Here is an 18155-nt window from a genome sequence, read left to right as displayed (position 1 = left end):
GGTTCTGCGGCAGGGTCCCTTCAACCGGCAACGACAGGAGTTGGAGGATCCCGATGACAGCCATCACCCCCTTGCATCCGCTCTTCGCGGCCGAGGTCACCGGCCTCGATGTCTCCGCCCCGATCTCCGATGCTGAATTCTCCGAGATCGAGGCCGCGTTCCGTCGTCATTCCGTCCTGATCTTTCGGAACCAGCGGATCACGGACGCGCAGCAGATCGCGTTCAGCGAACGCTTCGGCGCGCTGGAGACGACGAAGGTCGGCACCGTCGGGGCGGGCAGCAAGCTGATCGTTCTGTCGAACATGGATGCCAAGGGGACCGTGGTGCCACCGAGCGACCGCCAGGTGCTGAACAACCGTGCCAACCAACTGTGGCATGCGGACAGTTCCTTTAAGGCCGTCCCCGCCAAGGCGTCGATGCTCTCGGCCCGGATCATCCCGTCCAAGGGCGGCGACACCCAGTATATCAGCATGCGGGCCGTGTATCGCGCGCTGCCCGACCGGCTGAAGCGGGCGGCCGACGGCAAGGTGGTGATCCACGACTACGCCTATTCGCGCTCGAAGGTCGACCCGGCCCTGGTCACCGAGGAGGAGCGCGCCGCCGTGCCGCCCGTTCGTCAGGCCATGGTCATCGATCACGGTCCGGAGTTCGGCTGTTCCCTGTATCTCGGATCGCATGCCGCCCGGATCGAGGGACTGTCGGAGGGAGAGGGACGGGCGCTGATCGACGAACTGATGGCCTTCGCCACCGAGGAGCGTTTCGTCTATGCCCACAGGTGGCAGCCCCATGACCTCATCTTGTGGGACAACCGGTCGGTCATCCACCGCGCCACGCCGTTCGAGAGTGCCTCGGAGAAGCGCATGATGGTCCGCACCACGATCGCCGGCGAGGCGCCGACGCTGACGGCGGCGGCATGAAACTGGATGCCGACTACGTCATCGTCGGGGCCGGCACGGCGGGATGCGTTCTGGCCAACCGTCTGAGCGCCGACCCCGGCACCCGTGTGCTCCTGCTGGAAGCCGGCGGGAGCGACCGGCACCCCTATGTCCAGGCGCCGGTCGGCTTCCTGAAGACATTTCAGGATCCGCGGTTCAACTGGTGTTTCTCGACGGCGCCCGGCGACGGCGTGGACGGCCGGTCGATTTTTTTTCCGCGGGGCAGGCTGCTCGGCGGCTCGAGTTCGATCAACGGCCATCTCTATGTGCGCGGTCAGGCGCGCGACTTCGATACCTGGGCTCAGCTCGGTAATCGCGGCTGGAGCTATGAGGACGTGCTGCCCTATTTCCGCCGGGCCGAGGACCGATCCGGTGGAGCGGACGCCTATCATGGCGCCGGCGGCCCGCAGCATGTCTCCGACATCCACGAGCGCCACCCGATCTGCGAGGCGTTCCTGGACGGAGCCGAAAGCCTGGGGGTGCCACGGAACCCCGATTACAACGGCGCCCGTCAGGAAGGGGTGGCCTATTACCAGCGCACGATCCGAAACGGAAAACGGCACAGTGCTGCCAGCGGCTTCCTGCACCCGATCCGGCATCGCCCGAACCTCGAGGTGGTCACTGGGGCGGCGGTCGACCAGATCCTGTTCGACGGCAAGCGGGCTGTCGGCCTGCGCCTGCGGCAACACGGTACGGCTCTGACGGCGACGGCCCGACGGGAGGTGATCCTGGCGGCCGGCGCGGTCGGCAGCCCGCATCTGCTCCAGGTCTCAGGCATCGGCGACCCCGATCACCTGCGCGGGATCGGGATCGAGGTCCGGCACGCGCTGCCCTCGGTCGGTCGCGGCCTGCAGGACCATTACGCCGTGCGGGTGGTTCATCGCGTGACCCGCCCGATCACCCTGAACGAGCGGGCTCGGGGACCGCGGCTCCTCTGGGAGATCGGCAAATGGCTGGCGACCGGGACGGGGCTGCTCGCCTTCAGTCCGGCCCATGTGGGTGCCTTCCTACGGTCAACGGACGATCTCGATGACCCGGACCTGCAGTTCGTCTTCACCCCGGCCAGTTATTCCGATGGCGTGGTTGGACGGCTCCAGCGCGTCCCGGGCATGACCCTCGGCGTCTGGCAGATGCGGCCGCACAGCACGGGGCATGTGAGAGCGTTGTCCGCCGACGTGACAGATGCCCCCGAGATCCAGCCGAACTACCTGACCGACCCGGCCGATCAGCATGCGATTATCCAGGGCCTGAAATGGTGCCGTAGGCTGTTCGCCAGCGACGCGCTGGCTGCGTTCCGGGGCCCCGAGACCTTGCCGGGCGCGGACATACGCAGCGATGACGAGCTGCTCGCCTTCGCCCGGGCCAAGGGAGCCACCGTCTATCACGCGGTCAGCACCTGCCGGATGGGCACCGATCCCGATGCGGTGGTTGACCCGGAACTTCGGGTCAGGGGGCTCGTCGGGCTGCGGGTTGTCGATGCTTCGGTCATGCCGACCATGGTGTCGGCCAACACCAATGCAGCGACCATGATGATCGCCGAGAAGGCTTCCGACCTGATCCTGAACAACACCCCCCAGCCGTGAGCCGAAAGGAGACGCCCCGATGATCGAGATCAGGAACCATGCCCTTGAGCGCCTGCGGGCGGGCGAGCTGTCGCTCGGCGTCGGCCTGCGCCAGGCGCGTACCGTCGATATCGGCAAGGCGATGAAGACCGCCGGCCTCGACTGGCTGTTCATCGACATGGAACACAACGCCATGGATGTCGACATGGCGGTGCAGATCAGCATTGCGGCGCAGGATGCCGGGATCACGCCGATCGTGCGGGTTCCCGGCTTCCAGCACTTCCACGCCACCCGGGTGCTCGACGGCGGTGCCCAGGGCATCGTCGTGCCGCATGTGGACGATCCGGAGACCGCGGCGCAGATGGTATCCAACGTGCGCTACCCGCCGCTCGGGCACCGGTCGGTGACCGGCGCCCTGCCGCAGCTCGACTTCGTCTCGCATCCGATGGCCGAGACCGCGGAAGCGGTCAACCGGGAGACCCTGCTCGTACTGATGCTGGAGACGCCGACAGCGATCGCCAATGCCGACGCCATCGCCGCCGTGCCGGGCGTCGATGCCCTGCTGATCGGCACCAGCGACCTGACGATGGAGATGGGAATCCCCGGGCAGTTCGATCACCCGGACGTCATCGCAGCCTATGAAACGACGATCGCCGCGTGCCGCCGGCATGGAAAGCATCCGGGCATGGGTGGCGTCTACGATCCGGCCGTCATGCAGCGCTACATCTCGATGGGCGCGCGCCTGATCTTGTCCGGCAACGACTTCAGTTTCCTGATGGCAGGTGCCAGGTCTGCGGCTTTAGCGGTACGGTCGATGCTCTAGAAGGCCGGTCGAGGTCCGTGCGCCGTTCGACCCATAGCGGAACCTGGACGTCTATGAGCTGTTCCGGCCCATAGCGGACACCGACGGTCTATGAACCATCCCATAGAATCCAGCTCAGGGTGGTAAGCCGCTCCTCGATGCGACGCATCACGGTGCCTTCGGTTCGTGCTGCTGCCATCGGGGCAACAGCAGAAGCACGAGCAAAACCGGTGCGCCGATCAGCGCACTCAGTAGCCCGGCGGGAAGCTGCCAGGGGAAATGGATCGTGCGGCCAAGCAGGTCGGCGGTGACCATTATGATCGCGCCGATCAGGGCGGCGGCCGCGAGCTGGGGCAGACAGCGGGCGAAGCCGAGACGGCGCGCGATATGCGGCGCCATCAGTCCGACGAAGCTCAGCGGTCCGACGATCAGGGTCGCCGCCGCCGTCAGCAACCCGGCGGTGCAGAGCACGAACAGCCCGCTGCGCGCCACCGGCAGGCCCACCGACCCGGCATGGGCTGCCCCGAGGCTCAGATGCTCGAGCTGGCGAGCCAGCACCGGCAGGGCCGGCAGCATGGCGAGCGCGAGGACACCGGCGACGGCCGCCGCCGCAGCATTGACCCGATACGTCGAGCCTGCCATCCAGCCCATCAGCAGCATCGCCCGCGGGTCGCCGGTCGCCGTCACCGCCGAGAGCAGGGCCATGAGGAAGGCGGCGAGCGCCACGCCGGTCAGCAGCGCCTGGTTGCCGCCCAGCCCGACACGACGGACGGAAACCAGCAGGATGCCGAGAACGGCCGCCGCCCCCAGCGCCGCACAGGCGGTCAGGATGAGATGATCCGGGGCGGCGAGGAAGAACACCGCGACCAGCAGGCCAAAGGCGCTGCCCGCGCTGACACCCAGCACTTCGGGGCTGGCCATCGGGTTGCGGGTCAGGCGCTGGAGCATGACCCCGGCGACCGCCAGCAAGGCACCGGCGGCGAGCGCCCCCACCATGCGCGGCAGGCGCCAGGCGAGAAACGGCTGCAGCGCCGTTCCCAGTTCCATCACCCAGGCACCGCCCAGGTCGCGTCCGACGACCGTTGCGGTCAAGGCGAGCAGGACGAGGATGGCGAACAGGGCAAGGAGCCAGACCGACCGGACCCGCTGCAGGACCGGTCCGCGGGTGGTGTGTTGCGGCTGGGCGGCGCGCAGGCGCCGGGCCAGGATGAACAGGGCCGGCGCGCCCATCATGGCGGTGACGGCTCCGGTCGGCAGGAACACGCCCGTCGCCGCGGTGAGCATCTGCAGCGCCTGGTCGGTGACGGTCAGCAGCAGGGCGCCGACCAGCGGGGCGACAATCATGCGGGTCGCCAACCGGCGGGCTCCCAGCGCGCGGGCGATGCTTGGCGCGGCGAGGCCGAGAAAGCCGATCACTCCGACCGCGCTCACGGTGAAGCCGGCCAGGGCGACGGCGACGGCCAGGGCGGCGGCGCGCACCAGGGCGAGGCGCAGTCCGAGCCCACGCGCGGCCTCGTCGAGCTGCAGCAGCACCAGCGGCCGGGCCAGCAGGCCCGCGGCAATGGCGCTCACGGCGAGGCGCGGCAGGAGATCCAGGGTGGGGCGCCAATCCTGCTGGCTGAGCGAGCCGCTGCCCCAGACGAACAACCCGGCGAGCTGGTACTCGTTCAGCAGGGCCAGGGTGGTCGTCGCCGCCCCCAGGTAGAAACCGACGACCAACCCGCCCAGCACCACGGCAAGCGGGGCGAAACGGAAGCGACCCGCGATCAGGAAGACCAGCCCGACGGCCAGGAACCCGCCGGACAGAGCCACCAGGTCCCGGCTCCAGCCCAGCAGCGCCGGCAGGTAGAGGGTCGCGGCGGCGATCGCGAAGCCGGCCCCGGCCTCCACGCCGATGGTCGATGGCGAGGCCAGCGGGTTGCGCATCACCTGCTGGAACAGGGTTCCCGACAGGCCCAGCGCCGCGCCGCAGAGCAGGCCGATGCACAGCCGGGGCAACCGGCTGTAGGCCATGACCATGGCGTCCACGTCCTGCGGCACTGGCGCGAGCAGCCGGTCGGGGCCGAGCGCGGCGAGATCGGGGCCGAGATTGATGGCGGTCACGCCGGCGGCGAGCGCCGCCATCGCCGTCAGCCAGAGCAGAGGGCCGGTGCGGGTGTCAGGCATGGTCGCGCTCGAACGCCTCCAGCAGACGGGCGAGGCGGGTGGCGGCGGGCAGCGTGCCGAAGGCCAGCACATTGGGGAATCGGCGCACCCGGTCGGCCCGTACGAAGGGCAGGCCCTGCCACAGCGGGCTGCCGGCCAGCGTCGCCTCCACGTCCGGCCGTACCGGATCGAAGACCAGCACCCGGGCATCGCCGATCTCGACCAGCCGCTCGATTCCGGCGGTGGCGAAGCCCCAGCCGTTGGTCGGCCCCGGCCAGCCGTTGCGCAGCTCCAGCCGGTCGAGCGTGTCCTGGATGATGCCGTTCGGCCCGTAGATCCGGACGTGCCGGCTGTCGACGAAATGCAGCGGCACGAGCGGGAGGTCGCGCAGGCGGGTGAGCTGGTCGCGGATGCGGGCCAGCTCGGCGTCGGTCTCCGCGATCAGCCGGTCGGCCGCCGCCTCGCGGTCCGACAGCACGCCAAGCCGGCGCGTGGCGTCGAGGATGTTGGGCCAGGGCGACGCCCCGACCGCGTGGATCGGAAAGGACTCCACCGGGGCGACCCGCTCGAGCTGGTGGCGCACGCCCTCCAGATACGGCGTGGAGAGAATCAGGTCGGGGGCGAGCCGGGCCAGGGATTCCATGTTCGGCTCGCGCGCCAATCCGAGATTGGCCACTCCTGGCGGCAGTGGCGGCTCGACCGTCCAGATGTCCCAGTAGGGGACCTGGGCGATGGCGGCGAGATCGGCGCCGAGGGCGATCAGGGTCTGGGCCAGGCCGTGGTCGAGCGTGGCGAAGCGCGGGCCGGTTCCGGCCCAGGCAGGCTTCGTCGCCACGGCGCCCAGCCCGGCCAGCAGGCTGCGCCGGGTCAGGTGCATCGGTGTCTCAGAGGACATAGGTGACCGGTCGACCGGTGGTCGGATGGGCGAAGGTGCCCATGGGCACGCCATAGAGGGCTTCCAGCCGGTCGGGATGGATCAGGTCATCCGGTGCGCCCTGCGCGGCGACCCGCCCCTGAGACAGCACCACCAGCCGGTCGCAGAACCGGGCGGCGATGTTCAAATCGTGCAGGATGACCACGACCGAGCGGCCTTGCTCGGCCGCCTGGCGGCGCACGAAGCTCATGACGTCGACTTGCTGCGCCACGTCCAGGGCGGAGATCGGCTCGTCCAGCAGGAGACAATGGGCGTCCTGGGCCACCAGCATCGCCAGGAAGGCCCGCTGCCGCTCGCCGCCCGACAGGGTGTCGACCAGCCGGTCGGCGAAGGGCTGCAGGTTGGTCATGGCGAGGGCGGTCTCGGTCTTCTCCCGGTCGAGATCGCTGACCCGGCCGAACGGTCCGTGCCAGGGATAGCGACCGAGTGCGGCCAGCTCGCGCACGGTCAGGCCGTCGGTATCCGGCGTATGCTGCGGCAGGTAGGCCAGCGAGCGGGCGAGGCGGCGCGGCGCATGGGCGGCCAGCGGCTTGCCGAACAGGGCGATCTCGCCGGTGTCGGGCTGGAGCTGGCGCGCCAGGATCTTCATCAGCGTCGACTTGCCCGAGCCGTTATGGCCGAGCAGTCCGGTCACCTGTCCCGCCGGCAGGTCCAGGGTCAGCGGATGAAGCACCGGCCGGTCGCCGATCCGCAGGCTGACGTCACGCAGGGAGAAGGCGGAGGCGGTCACGATGCAGGAGCCTCGACGGCAAAGGCCGCCTGCACGGCGCGGTTCACCGCCACCGGCAGGACCGACATGTGGTTCTCCCCGGCGTAGCTCTCGAAGCTCGCGGCGTCGGCGCGGCCGGCCAGCGCGTTGATCTCGCCGGCCCAGTCTCGCGCCATGCCCAGGGTGCGGATCTTGGCCAGATGCTCGCGCCGGCTCGCGGTGTCCTCGCGGTCGCGCTGGAACGGGGCGAGGCCGGCGGTCTCGTATTCCCCGGCGGACAGCAGCAACCGGCCGGTGAAGCGGCACCAGTCGTCGGCACTCATGGCATCCCGGCTGCGGGCGATGAGGGTGTCTTCCCAATAGATCGCCGGGCTCGCGGCCACCCAGGTCCGGAAGGCGGTCGGGCGGCGGAACAGGGCGTAGAGCGCGAACAGCCCGCCGAAGGAATGGCCGAACAGGGTCTGCCGGCCGCGGTCGATGGGGAAGCGCGCCTGTAGCAGGGGCTTCAGCGCGTCTTCGATGAAACGCAGGAAATCCTCGCCGCCGCCGGTGCGCACCTCCGGTCCGCCCTCGTGGAACGGTGGATAGGCCTGGCCCGGCGGCGGGCTCAGGTCCCAGGAGCGGCGCCAAGGGTCGTAGGCCTCGTCGGTCGGATAGCCGATGGCGACGATCATGCCATGGGTGACGTTGGTGCCCTTGGGGTAGGAGGCCTGGGCGCGGACGGCGTCCATGGCGGTGGCGAAGACCGCGTTGCCGTCGACCATGTAGAGCACCGGCCAGCCGGTCTCGGGCGCGTCGCCGGGCGGGGTATAGACGAACACGCGGTAGGGCAGCGCGCCGGCCTCGCCGGCCGGCGCGATGTCGAAAACGCTGGTGCCCGGCAGGGAAGCCGGGCACCGCGTCTCCAGGATGGCGGCGTCGGCCATCAGCCGCCTACCACCGGTAGGTCAGGCTGCCGATCACCACGCGCCCGCGGCCGCGGTAGCAGTAGCCGCTCTCGCAGGTGATGTGCTCCTCGTCGGTCAGGTTGGTGGCGGAAACGCCGATCGATGCGCCCGGGGCGAGCATGTCCAGATCGTAGCTGATGCGGGCGTCGAACATGGTGACGGCGTCGTTCTTGTTGGTGTTGGCGCTGTCGTCGTAGGTCTCGCCGAGATAGCGGGCACCCGCACCCAGCTCCAGCCCGTCGAACGTGCCCGAGGTGAAGGTGTAGTTTCCCCAGACGGAGGCCATATGCTCGGCCACACCGACCGGGACGTTGCCCTCGTCGCCGTCATTGCTCTTGGTGATCTCGGCGTCGATGTAGGAATAGCCGGCGACCAGATCGATGTTGTCGCTCAGCTTCATCGCCGCCTCCAATTCGAGGCCTCGCGAACGCTGCTCGCCGGTCTGGATCTGGTTGGAGATGTTGTCCGGGTCCTGGGTCTTCACGTTGGTCTGGACCAGGTTGTAGAGGCTGACCGTGTAGATGCTGTCGCGGCCCGGCGGCTGATACTTCAAGCCGATCTCAACCTGTTCGCCCTCGGTCGGCTCGAAGGACTCGCCGTCGATGTCGGTGCCGAAATCGGGGGTGAAGGAGGTGGCGTAGCTGGCATAGGGCGCGAAGCCGCTGTCGAACAGGTAGAGCAGGCCGGCGCTGCCGGTGGTGGCGCTGTTCTCGCCGTCGGTGACGCCGCCGGTCAGATTGTTGGTGGTCTCCTTCTCGGCCCGGTCATGCCGAAGGCCGCCGCTGAACCGCCAGCCGCCCCATTCCAGCTGCTCGTTGGCATAGAAGCCGAGCTGATGGGCGTCGATGCTCTGATCGACCAGGATCGTGCCCGGCCGGGAGACGTCCTGGTGGTAGTCCGGGTTCAGCATGTCGAGGCTCGGCCCGGTGCCGTAGGCGTATTCCACGTTGGCGTCGATCTTCGAATAATCCACGCCGATCATCACCGTGTGCTTGACCGGGCCGGTCCTGAAGCGGGCCTCGCCGGCGGTGTCGACGGAGATGTTGTCCATGTCCTCGTAGACGCCGTAGGTCGTGCGCGAGAACGTTTGCCCGTCGCTGTTCAGCGAGCCGGAGAGGTACTGGTTCTCGGTCTCCACGGTGCCGTAGCGGAGGTTCTGGCGCAGGGCAAAGACGTCGTTGAACTCGTAGCGACCCTCATAGCCGGCGGTGTACTGGGTCTGCTTCAGCCCGTCGAAATCCTCGTCACCGGTCCAGAAGCGGCTGAGCTCGCCCGAGGCGTACTGGTACGGGCGGGAGGACCCGGCGGTCTCGAAATGCTGCGCTTCGCCGAGGAAGGTGAGGGTGAGCTTCTCCGTCGGCTTCCAGGTCACCGAGGGGGCGATGAACTGGACGTCGTTGTTGACGCCCACCAGCTCGGACTCGCTCTCGCGAACCACGCCGACGAAGCGGTAGAGCAGCTTTTCGTCCTCGGTCACCGGGCCGGAGAGATCGAACTGGCCCTGGCGGTGCTCGTCGGTGCCGAGCTGCACCTCGACCTCGCCGCGGGTCTCCTCGGTCGGTCGCTTGGTGACGCGGTTGACCATGCCGCCCGGGCTGGACTGGCCGAACAGTACCGAGTTCGGGCCCTTCACCACATCGATGCGCTCAAGCGCGTAGGGCTCGGTGTGGAAATAGGACAGCCAGCCGGTATTGGTCTGGCGGATCCCGTCGCGGAAATCGGCGGTGCTGGTGACGGCGAAGCCGCGGACCTTGATCTGGTCGAAGCGCGGATCGTTGCCGTAGCCGTTGACCTGGACGCCGGGCACGTAGCGCAGGCTGTCCTCCACCGTCTGGGTCTTGCGGTCGCTGATCGCGTCGGCGGTCACGACGGAGACCGAACGCGGGGTCTCGATGATCGGCGTGTCGGTTTTGGAGACGCTGGCGCTGCGGGTGGCGACATAGCCGTCCACCGGGCTGGTGGCGGTCTGGCCTTCGCCTTCCACCACGACCGGGCCGAGCAGCATCGCGCTGGAACCGGTGTTCACACGGCTCAGGGTCACCGTATTGGCGCCGCTGAAGCTGGCGGTGATCGGCAGGCCCGACAGGAGCTGGCGCAGGGCGGCGTCCGGCGTGTAGTTCCCGCTCACCGCGGTGGAGGTCAGACCCTCGGTCGCGGCCGGGTCGAAGGAGACCTGGAAATCCGCCTGCTGGCCGAAATCGATCAGCGCCTGTGCCAACGGCTTGGCCGGGATGTTGAAGTTCTTGGCCGTCGTCTGGGCGAGCTGCTGCGCCGCCGGAACCGGTGTGGTCACCGTGCCGTCCGCTAGGGCCGAACCGGCGATGAGGAAGGTGACGCTCGCCGCGAGCGCTCCGTTCAGTGCCGCGCGGGAGACCCGCCTGTTGCCGGTCCGTGCCGGACCCCGATCCCGCAATCTCATCGTCTTCATTCCCCTCATCGTCAATCAGCCGCCCCGCAGGTGGGCAAAACTGCAAATGCGATCCATTCGCATTAATGACGACGAGAGCCGAGACTGGTTTTTCAGGGGGCAGGTGGATTTTTTTTTCGGTGCAGTCTTCGGTGCGGGCGTCAGTCGGCCACCACCAGGGCCAGCAGCGGGGTGATCTCGTAGACCGAAGCGGCCCGGGCGGTCGCTGCGGCGCGCAGAGCTTCCAGCGGCTGGCGCAGGTCGAAGACGCCGCTGACCGGCCGGTCCAGCAGGGCGGTGTCGGTGGTCAGGATCGCGCCCCGGTAATACGGCCGGATGCGGTCGATCACGTCGCCCAGACGCTCGCCCTCGGCGATCAGCAGGTGGCGGCGCCAAGCGGCGATATGGCTGGCGGGGACGGGGGTTACCCGCACCGCGCCCGTGGCCCGGTCGACGGAGAGCCGGTCGCCGGGTTTCAGGCGGACCGGGTCCGGCCGTCCAGGTGTGGCGACGGCGACCGACCCCTCCTCGACCTCGACCATCACGTCCTCGGCGTCGAGCCGGGTGCCAAAGGCGGTGCCGGTGACCGTGACCACCGTGTCGGCGGCCCGGACGGTGAAGGGCCGTGTCTGGTCCGGGGTAACCTGGAAGAACGCCTCGCCCTCGACCAGCACCACCCGGCGGCGGGTGCCGGTGAAGTCGGTGGTCACCGCGCTGTCGGCGTTCAGGGTGATGACGCTGCCGTCGGGCTGGGTGCTGGCGACCAGTTCGCCGGTCGGCGAGGACAGGTCGGCCCCGTCCAGCAGCCGCTGCACCGGGCCGAGCAGGACCAGGAAGGCCAGGCAGGCGGCCAGCGCCCCGGCGGCGAGCCAGGGACGGCGCACCGGACGCCGGGGGTTGAAGGGAACGACGGTGCCGCTCCCGGGAGCTTCCTGCGTCTCTGGGTTTCGGGCGACATCGCCGGTCAGGGTCCAGACCCGCTGCGCTTTGCCATAGGCCGCTCGGTGACGGGGATCGGCAGCCAGCCAGGCCTCCAACTCGGCGCGCAGCCGGGCGTCCTGCGGTCGCTCCTGCACCGCCAGAAGCCAGTCCAGCGCCTGGTCCCAGGCGGGATCCCGCTGCAGCCGTCCGTTCGCCATCGAGGACTCGTCGCGTGTCACGGAACCGTCCCTGTCAGGTGCGGCGGCACGCCGGATGCGGCGCGCCTCATCCTTATGACGAGCGGGTCGCCCGGTTTTTCACCCTCCATCTTCACCGGCCATCCTCACCGGCCTCGTCTTCGAGCTGCTCGGCGCAGACGGTGAGGGCGGTCTTGATGAGTTGGTGGGTGCGGGTCACCGAGATGTCGAGCCGGGCGGCGATCTCCTTCAGCGGCAGGCCGCCCAGCCGGTGCATCTCGAAGGCCTGGCGGGTGCGGTCCGGCAGGCTGTCCAGCGCCCGCTCGACCCGGCCGAGATCCTGGCGCCAGCGCAAGTCCTCCTCGGGGCTGGGGGTCGGGCAGGCGGTGCGGGCCAGCAGCCCGTCATCCAGGTCGCCGACCAGCGGCATGCTTGGCCGTCGGCCCCAGTCATAGGCGAGGTTGCGCACGATCCGGTACAGGTAGCGCACCGGCTCCAGGATCCGGTCGCCCCTCGCGCCCTCGCCGGGTGCGGCCTCGCCGTCGGCCTGGCGGGCGAAGCGCAGATAGGCCTCCTGCACCACGTCCTCAGCACTGCTGCGCGAGCCGAGGATCCGCGCGGCGTATTGCACCAGATCCGCCCGATGCTCGACGAAAAGCTCCGCAGGATCGCGATGTGCCGTCATGGAACTCGGATGGGATGGGCGCGCGCGAAGCGACGGAAACCGGTGAAAGGGGCACTCGGTTCGTCTCTAAATGAAAATGAGTCGCAATACCAGGGTGAACCTGCCACGGAAAGGCAGGGATTCCTAAGCATTCACTATGTCTATGCCACGCGGATTGCGGGGTCCGACCCAAACCGGACGTTCGGACGCAGCAATACGTCCACCCAGAGCGGACGATAGTTGAATTTTTGGCCAGGCTCAGCTCGATGTGCCGACGAACTAGCGCCTGTCAGATGCGCGCATGAAAAAGATGCAAACAACGCTGGTTGCGAGCCCCCGCAACCAAATCATCACGCCGCCAGCAACCGCTTGGCGGCCTTTTTGTGTCCTGACGGCGCAGCCTGACTTTGCCGCGATATACGGAACTCTTCGAGACCGATCAGCCAGATCGTCTCAGGCCGAGGTCTCCGTGAAAACCCCGTCGCCGTCGGCGCGGGTGTAGGTTCGGGTCTGGTGGGCCGGGATGTCGCCCTCCGAATAGCCGATCTCCAGCCACGAATGGACGGTCGCCCCTAGCAGTCGGCCGGTGCGCCCGCTCGCCGGATCGAGGAACGGCAGGATGAGGCGTTCCCCGCGGGCCGGCTGGGCGGCTTCGGCGTAGATCCGGCCGCAGACATGCACGATCGCCGGCCAGTCGGTCGCGATGGAGAAGTACCGCACCACCCGGTCAAGCGCGGTGGCATCGGTGATCTCTTCCAGGGTCCGGCCGACGATGTTCTGCCGATAGGCGGTGCGGGTATGCTCGCCCACCAGCCGATACAGCCACCGGCCGCGCGGATCGTCCTCCAGGACATCGCACATCCAGATGCCGGACAGGGCACGCGGGAACAGGACTGGGTCGATCTGGTCGACCCGCGGAATGAGGTTTCTCCCGCGCGCCGTCAGCCAGAACGCGAGCAGGTCGCGCAGCCGGGCGTCCCGGACATGCTCGAAATCGCCGACCAAGGGCCGCTGCGCAGAATGTTCCGAGTTCGTCGTTAGGTCCATGGTCACAGTCCGGGACCCGGGAGCGGCGATCGGCCCCGAAAGGCCTGGACGCCGGACGGATCCGCGCAGCAGGTTGATCTGACGTCCGGGCTCGCCCCGACCCACGCAGGTGCTGCGTCGAGGACGAGCGCCGGGGACAGAATAGAGCCCAGACCTTAAAAGACTCTCTATCGCCCCGCGCCGCGCCCCTGGCACGGATATCCTTCGGGGTTTCCGGTATGGGCGGGCCTCGGTCGGCCGCGAGAGCCGCCGGTTTTTCAAAAGGATCGGCCGCGGGCCGGCACGCCGGCATGCGGTCCGTCCAGCGCTTCCGCCAAGGCCAGTGGCCATCGGTGCGGGCGGTTCTTTACGGTATTTTAATCGCATTAATGCAAAACGCCCATTACACGACCTTCCGGCGGGCCATCGCGCGCGCCGCCAGAACCCGACCCCTCATTCGCGAGACCAAGAGCTCTCGGCAAATCCCGGCCTGACGGTGGCTTCAGGCTGGCTCAACAGGATTATGTCATGGCCTTCAAGAACCTGCGCCTGTCCCAAAAGATGGTGGTCCTCGTCGCCGCCATCACCGTGCTCAACCTGGCGTGGGGGGCCTGGACGCTCTCCTCCCAGAGCGACATGCTGACTGAGGGCAAGCAGCGCCAGATCACCGCCGTCGTCGAATCGGCCTATTCGATCGCGGCCGATTACGAGGCGCGGGCGACGGCGGGCGAGATGCCGGTCGCCGAGGCGAAGGCGGCGGCGCTGGAGGCGATCCGGGCGCTGCGCTACGCCGAGGGCGACTATGTATGGGTCAACGACATGAACCACGTGGTGGTCATGCATCCGATCAAGCCGGCGCTCGACGGCCAGGACGTCTCCGGCCTGAAGGATCCGGCCGGCACCTTCGTCTTCCGGGAGTTCGTCAAGGCGGTCCAGAACGGCGGGTCCGGCTTCGTCAACTATCTCTGGCCGAAGCCCGGCTTCGAGAAGCCGGTCGAGAAGACGTCCTTCGTGAAGCTGCTGCCGGGCTGGGGCTGGGTCGTCGGCAGCGGTCTGTATCTGGACGACGTCCAGGCCGAGTTCCGCACCATCGCCCTGCAGGTCGTCCTGTCGGTGCTGGCCGTGACCGGCGCCATGCTCGGCTTCAACTGGCTGTTCGCCCGCAACGTCGCCCGTCCCCTGTCCGCCTCGGTGGCGGCGGTCCAGCGTCTCGCCGACGAGGATCTGAGCGTCGAGGACGGAGACAGCCAGCGCAGAGACGAGATCGGCGACCTGTCCCGCGCGATCGCCAGCTTCAAGTCCAAGCTGCGCGAGCGCCAGGAGCTTGCGCGCCGGCAGGCCGCCGAGCATCTGGAGAAGGAACGCCGCCGCGAGGCCAGCGAGCGGCTGGTCCAGGACTTCTCCGCCACCATGGCCGGCGTCCTTGAACGTCTCTCCGAAGCCTCGGACGAGATGTCCAGCACCGCCGACACCGTGAACCGGAGCGCGTCGACCACCACCGACCAGGCCGTGGCCGTGAGCGCCGCCGCCGAGCAGGCCAGCGTGAACGTGCAGACCGTCTCGTCCGCGGCCCAGGAGATGGCGGCGTCGATCGCCGAGGTGACCCGCCAGGTCGGGGCCGCCAACTCGGTCACCGGCGAGGCCCAGGGTCAGGCCAGGGACATCGTCGACACGGTCAGCCGGCTGCAGGCCGCGACCGGCCAGATCACCGAGGTGGTCGACCTGATCAGCTCGATCGCCGCCCAGACCAACCTGCTGGCCCTGAACGCGACCATCGAGGCCGCCCGGGCCGGAGATGCCGGCAAGGGCTTCGCCGTGGTCGCCGGCGAGGTCAAGGGACTGGCCACCCAGACCGCCAGCGCCACCGCGGACATCACCCGGCAGATCCAGGAGATGCAGCAGGTCTCCGGCGAGGCGACCTCGGCCATCGCCGAGATCGCCGAGGTCATCGAGCGGATCGGGTCGATCAGCACGTCGGTGGCCGCCGCAATGGACCAGCAGAACGCGGCCACCCAGGAGATCGTGCGGTCGGTGGAGGAAGTTGCCGGCGGCACCTCCATGGTTGCCGAGAGCATCTCCTCGGTGCGGACGGCGGCCGCCGATTCCCGCGGCGCCGCCGAGAGCGTGGCCGGGACCGCCTCCCACCTGGCGGAACAGACCGCCACCCTGCGCTCGGAGATCAGGAGCTTCCTGGCCGAGATCACCCGGGCCGGCGAACGGCGTAACTTCGACCGCAAGCCCTGCGATGTCCCGGCCACGGTCGAGAGCGGACTGGGCGCGGTGTCGGGCCGGCTGACGGATATCGGCCTGGGCGGTGCGCATTTCGCAGGACGGGTCGGCGGCCGGGTCGGCGACAGCGTGACCCTGGTGATCGAAGGCCAGCGCCTGGCGGCGCAGATCGTGGAGGCCGGCGAGTCGACCCGGCTGCGGTTCTCGCTCGATCCGGCCAACCAGCGGGCGGTCGAGGCGACCGCCACCCGGATCGCCGCCTGATCCGACGGAGGGCGCGCGTCGGCGGATTGCCGGCGGCGCCCCGCTCGGATCGCCGGGGGAGAGGACGGCGCGGGTTTGCCGTGCTACCCAGACAACTCCGACACCACGCCGCAAAGGCCGGGACGATGCTGTCCTATCAGCACGGATATCACGCGGGCTGCCTGGCCGATGTCCACAAGCATGGGGCGCTCGCGGCCCTGTGCGTGCGGCTATGCGAGAAGCCCAAGCCGCTCAGCTATCTGGAGAGCCATGCCGGGCGCGGTCTCTACGACCTGTCGTCGCCCGAGGCGGAGAAGACCGGCGAGGCGAAAGCGGGAATCCTGCGGCTGATCGCAGAGGGCGCCGTCCCGGCGGACCAGCCGCTGGCCCGGGCGATCCGGCAGACGGAAGCGACGTTCGGACAAGGCTTCTATCCCGGCTCGCCGCTGGTCGCGGCCTCGCTGCTCCGTTCGCAGGATGTGCTGCACCTGATGGAGCTGCATCCCCAGGAGCATGCGGCGCTCCGGCGTGCCCTGAAGGGCCGCAACGCCCATATCCACCGCCGCGACGGCTATGAGGGGCTGCTGGCGATCGCGCCGCCGACGCCGCGGCGCGGGCTGGTGCTGATCGATCCCAGCTACGAGGTGAAGACCGAGTACCTGCAGGTCGCCGAGACGGTCATCGCCCTCAATGCCAGATGGCCGCAGGCGACGGTGATGATCTGGTATCCGGTCCTGCAGGCGGGCCTGCACGCGCCGATGATCTCGCGTCTCGCCTCCGCGGGTCTGCCGGACATGACCCGCCGGGAGGTCCGGTTCCACCTGGCCCCCGGTGCCGCCGGGATGCGCGGCAGCGGACTGGTGATCGTCAACACGCCCTGGGGGGTGGAACCGGCGCTGCAGAGCGCCGAGCGCATGCTCGCCCCGGCGCTCGCTCCCTAGCTGTTATCGGCCGGTGAGAGCCCTGCCGGGCCGCCCCCCGAACCGGCGCGTCACATCCAGTAGTATCTCAGGGCGTAGTGGTCGTGGATCGCCGACTCCATGTCGCGGGTCAGGGGGCCCGAGTGGTCGGGGTCGTAGGCCGGGCTGTTCTTCACCTGCTCCTTGGTCATGGCCACGCTGGCCGTGCGGTCGGCCCAGGTGATGTTGGTCGCCGAGGCGGGCGAGATGAGGACCTTGCGGCCGCCCGGCAGCCAGTTGCGCGTGTCGACCACCAGGTAGCGGATCACCCAGTCGACCTCGTCGACCAGGAAGTCCTGCACATGTCCGATGTCACCGTCTGTCGCCTGGATGTCGTAGCCCTCGACCTCGTCGGCGCTGCGCAGGTTCGGGTCGCCCTGCGGCTCCGCATCCTCGCGGACGCGGTCGCGCGGGGCGTCGCGGCCCGGCAGCACGTCCTCGGTCAGCGGCACCATGGGTGCGCCCATCGCGCCGGCCGGGTACAGCTCCCAATAGGGTTGCCAGCCGTAGTGGCTGTGCAGCGACTGCTCCTCCTGCCGCGACACCGGCCGGTCGGCATCGACGCCGGGCGCGTCCTCGACCTGCTGGCGGGTCATCTGCACCGCCACGCTGCCGCCACCGATGTTCACCCCGCCGATCGACTGGGGCGAGATCAGGACCTTGCGACCGAACAGCCAGCCGGTATTGATGACCAGGTAGCGCACCGACCAGCTGTGATCGTCGAAGAAGATGTTGCTGACCTTCCCCAGCGATCCGTCGGTGGCGACGATGTCGTATCCCTTCAGCTCACTCAGTTTGAGGGCCATGTCGTCCTCTTTCGCGTTGGTTCGGCGCGGCTGTCGCGGCGCGTGATGGCGGACCGCGGGGGCCGCGCGCATGCCTCGGACGGTCTGTCTGTGGGGCGGGCCGTCAGAGCGCCTTGCTGGTCTGGGCGGCCTCGCTCCGCGCGGCGGCTTCGGGATCCACCGCCCGCACGGCCCTGCGCACCGAGGCGAGCGAGTGCTGCTCGCCGCCGCCCATATTCTCCTCGTCGGCGATCTCAAGCTCGCGGGCATCGGCCTCCATCGACTTGAGAATGCTCAACTTCTCCTCCTTGCCGAGCCGGTCGTCCCGGGCGACCGCCATGGGATCCGGGAAATACTCGTAGGGGCTCAGCATCATGGCTGCGAGATCTGGGGTGCCTTTGGCGACCATCGTTCGATCCTCCGTTTGACTGGCGCAGATCGGTTCCGTCGTCCTGCGGACGGCCGAGCGGCCAAGGGATCTGTTGGGGCCGCTCGCCGGCCTGTGTGGCGGGCCCGCGGCGGTGCCGAAGACTGAAGCCGTCGACAACGCCTGACCTGCAAGCATTCGATCCGACTACGGGGAAAACGGTTTGCGCCGGGGCAAGGTTCCGAAATTCGGCCACGCCCGGCTGTACGGGTCGGATCGCGATCTTTGGATTCCTCAGGAACCAACTTCCGCCCATGCCGTTT

15 protein-coding genes are annotated in these 18155 nt (G+C 68.9%); 5 read left to right on the top strand and 10 right to left on the bottom strand.

Features of this window, described 5'->3' with window-relative positions:
* The first annotated feature begins 53 nt into the window (after positions 1-53).
* The 3 genes from ACOQOP_RS10980 to ACOQOP_RS10970 are packed head-to-tail and all read left to right on the top strand — an operon-like array spanning position 54 to position 3320.
* Positions 54-917 carry a TauD/TfdA dioxygenase family protein gene (locus ACOQOP_RS10980; RefSeq protein ID WP_420566381.1) on the top strand — a complete coding sequence of 288 codons (864 nt, stop codon included), beginning with the start codon at positions 54-56 and terminating at the stop codon, positions 915-917.
* Positions 914-2518 (top strand): GMC family oxidoreductase, encoded by a 1605-nt coding sequence (locus ACOQOP_RS10975; RefSeq protein WP_420566380.1) that lies wholly within the window; start codon positions 914-916, stop codon positions 2516-2518. The genes ACOQOP_RS10980 and ACOQOP_RS10975 overlap by 4 nt, the downstream gene beginning before the upstream one ends.
* A gap of 19 nt (positions 2519-2537) precedes the next feature.
* Positions 2538-3320 carry an HpcH/HpaI aldolase family protein gene (locus ACOQOP_RS10970; protein ID WP_420566379.1) on the top strand — a complete coding sequence of 261 codons (783 nt, stop codon included), beginning with the start codon at positions 2538-2540 and terminating at the stop codon, positions 3318-3320.
* Positions 3321-3467: 147 nt separating this feature from the next.
* Here ACOQOP_RS10970 and fhuB read toward each other — a convergent pair whose 3' ends face one another.
* The 8 genes from fhuB to ACOQOP_RS10930 form a co-directional block, all read right to left on the bottom strand.
* Complete coding sequence (fhuB, locus tag ACOQOP_RS10965; RefSeq protein ID WP_420566378.1) at positions 3468-5465, bottom strand: Fe(3+)-hydroxamate ABC transporter permease FhuB; 1998 nt, start codon at positions 5463-5465, stop codon at positions 3468-3470.
* Complete coding sequence (locus tag ACOQOP_RS10960) at positions 5458-6321, bottom strand: ABC transporter substrate-binding protein (protein WP_420566377.1); 864 nt, start codon at positions 6319-6321, stop codon at positions 5458-5460. The genes fhuB and ACOQOP_RS10960 overlap by 8 nt, the downstream gene beginning before the upstream one ends.
* Positions 6322-6328: 7 nt before the next feature.
* Positions 6329-7108, bottom strand: coding sequence for an ABC transporter ATP-binding protein (locus tag ACOQOP_RS10955; RefSeq protein ID WP_420566376.1), 780 nt, complete (start codon positions 7106-7108; stop codon positions 6329-6331).
* Positions 7105-8013, bottom strand: coding sequence for an alpha/beta hydrolase (locus tag ACOQOP_RS10950; protein ID WP_420566375.1), 909 nt, complete (start codon positions 8011-8013; stop codon positions 7105-7107). The genes ACOQOP_RS10955 and ACOQOP_RS10950 overlap by 4 nt, the downstream gene beginning before the upstream one ends.
* Before the next feature lie 7 nt (positions 8014-8020).
* On the bottom strand, positions 8021-10327 hold the full coding sequence (locus ACOQOP_RS10945; RefSeq protein WP_420566374.1) for a TonB-dependent siderophore receptor: 2307 nt from the start codon (positions 10325-10327) through the stop codon (positions 8021-8023).
* A gap of 275 nt (positions 10328-10602) precedes the next feature.
* Positions 10603-11601 carry a FecR family protein gene (locus ACOQOP_RS10940; protein WP_420566373.1) on the bottom strand — a complete coding sequence of 333 codons (999 nt, stop codon included), beginning with the start codon at positions 11599-11601 and terminating at the stop codon, positions 10603-10605.
* A 91-nt stretch (positions 11602-11692) separates the two neighbouring features.
* Positions 11693-12244 carry a sigma-70 family RNA polymerase sigma factor gene (locus ACOQOP_RS10935; RefSeq protein WP_420566372.1) on the bottom strand — a complete coding sequence of 184 codons (552 nt, stop codon included), beginning with the start codon at positions 12242-12244 and terminating at the stop codon, positions 11693-11695.
* Between the two features lie 432 nt (positions 12245-12676).
* A complete protein-coding gene (locus tag ACOQOP_RS10930; RefSeq protein WP_420566371.1) occupies positions 12677-13270 on the bottom strand; it encodes a PAS domain-containing protein in 594 nt (197 codons plus the stop codon).
* Positions 13271-13777: 507 nt separating this feature from the next.
* Between ACOQOP_RS10930 and ACOQOP_RS10925 the strand changes: the two genes are divergently transcribed.
* The gene (locus ACOQOP_RS10925; RefSeq protein ID WP_420566370.1) at positions 13778-15742 is read left to right on the top strand and encodes a cache domain-containing protein; all 1965 of its coding nucleotides are present in this window, start codon (positions 13778-13780) and stop codon (positions 15740-15742) included.
* A gap of 125 nt (positions 15743-15867) precedes the next feature.
* Positions 15868-16662, top strand: coding sequence for a 23S rRNA (adenine(2030)-N(6))-methyltransferase RlmJ (locus ACOQOP_RS10920; RefSeq protein WP_420566369.1), 795 nt, complete (start codon positions 15868-15870; stop codon positions 16660-16662).
* Between the two features lie 50 nt (positions 16663-16712).
* Here the strand turns inward: ACOQOP_RS10920 and ACOQOP_RS10915 are convergent, their stop codons facing one another.
* On the bottom strand, positions 16713-17486 hold the full coding sequence (locus ACOQOP_RS10915; protein WP_420566368.1) for a PRC-barrel domain-containing protein: 774 nt from the start codon (positions 17484-17486) through the stop codon (positions 16713-16715).
* Positions 17487-17589: 103 nt separating this feature from the next.
* Positions 17590-17874 carry a hypothetical protein gene (locus ACOQOP_RS10910; RefSeq protein WP_420566367.1) on the bottom strand — a complete coding sequence of 95 codons (285 nt, stop codon included), beginning with the start codon at positions 17872-17874 and terminating at the stop codon, positions 17590-17592.
* Positions 17875-18155 lie beyond the last annotated feature (281 nt).

It is taken from the genome of Thalassobaculum sp., assembly GCF_965223715.1.
Classification (GTDB): domain Bacteria; phylum Pseudomonadota; class Alphaproteobacteria; order Thalassobaculales; family Thalassobaculaceae; genus Thalassobaculum.
Note: the sequence above shows the minus strand (reverse complement) of the source record. Positions and strands in the feature narration are given on the sequence as shown.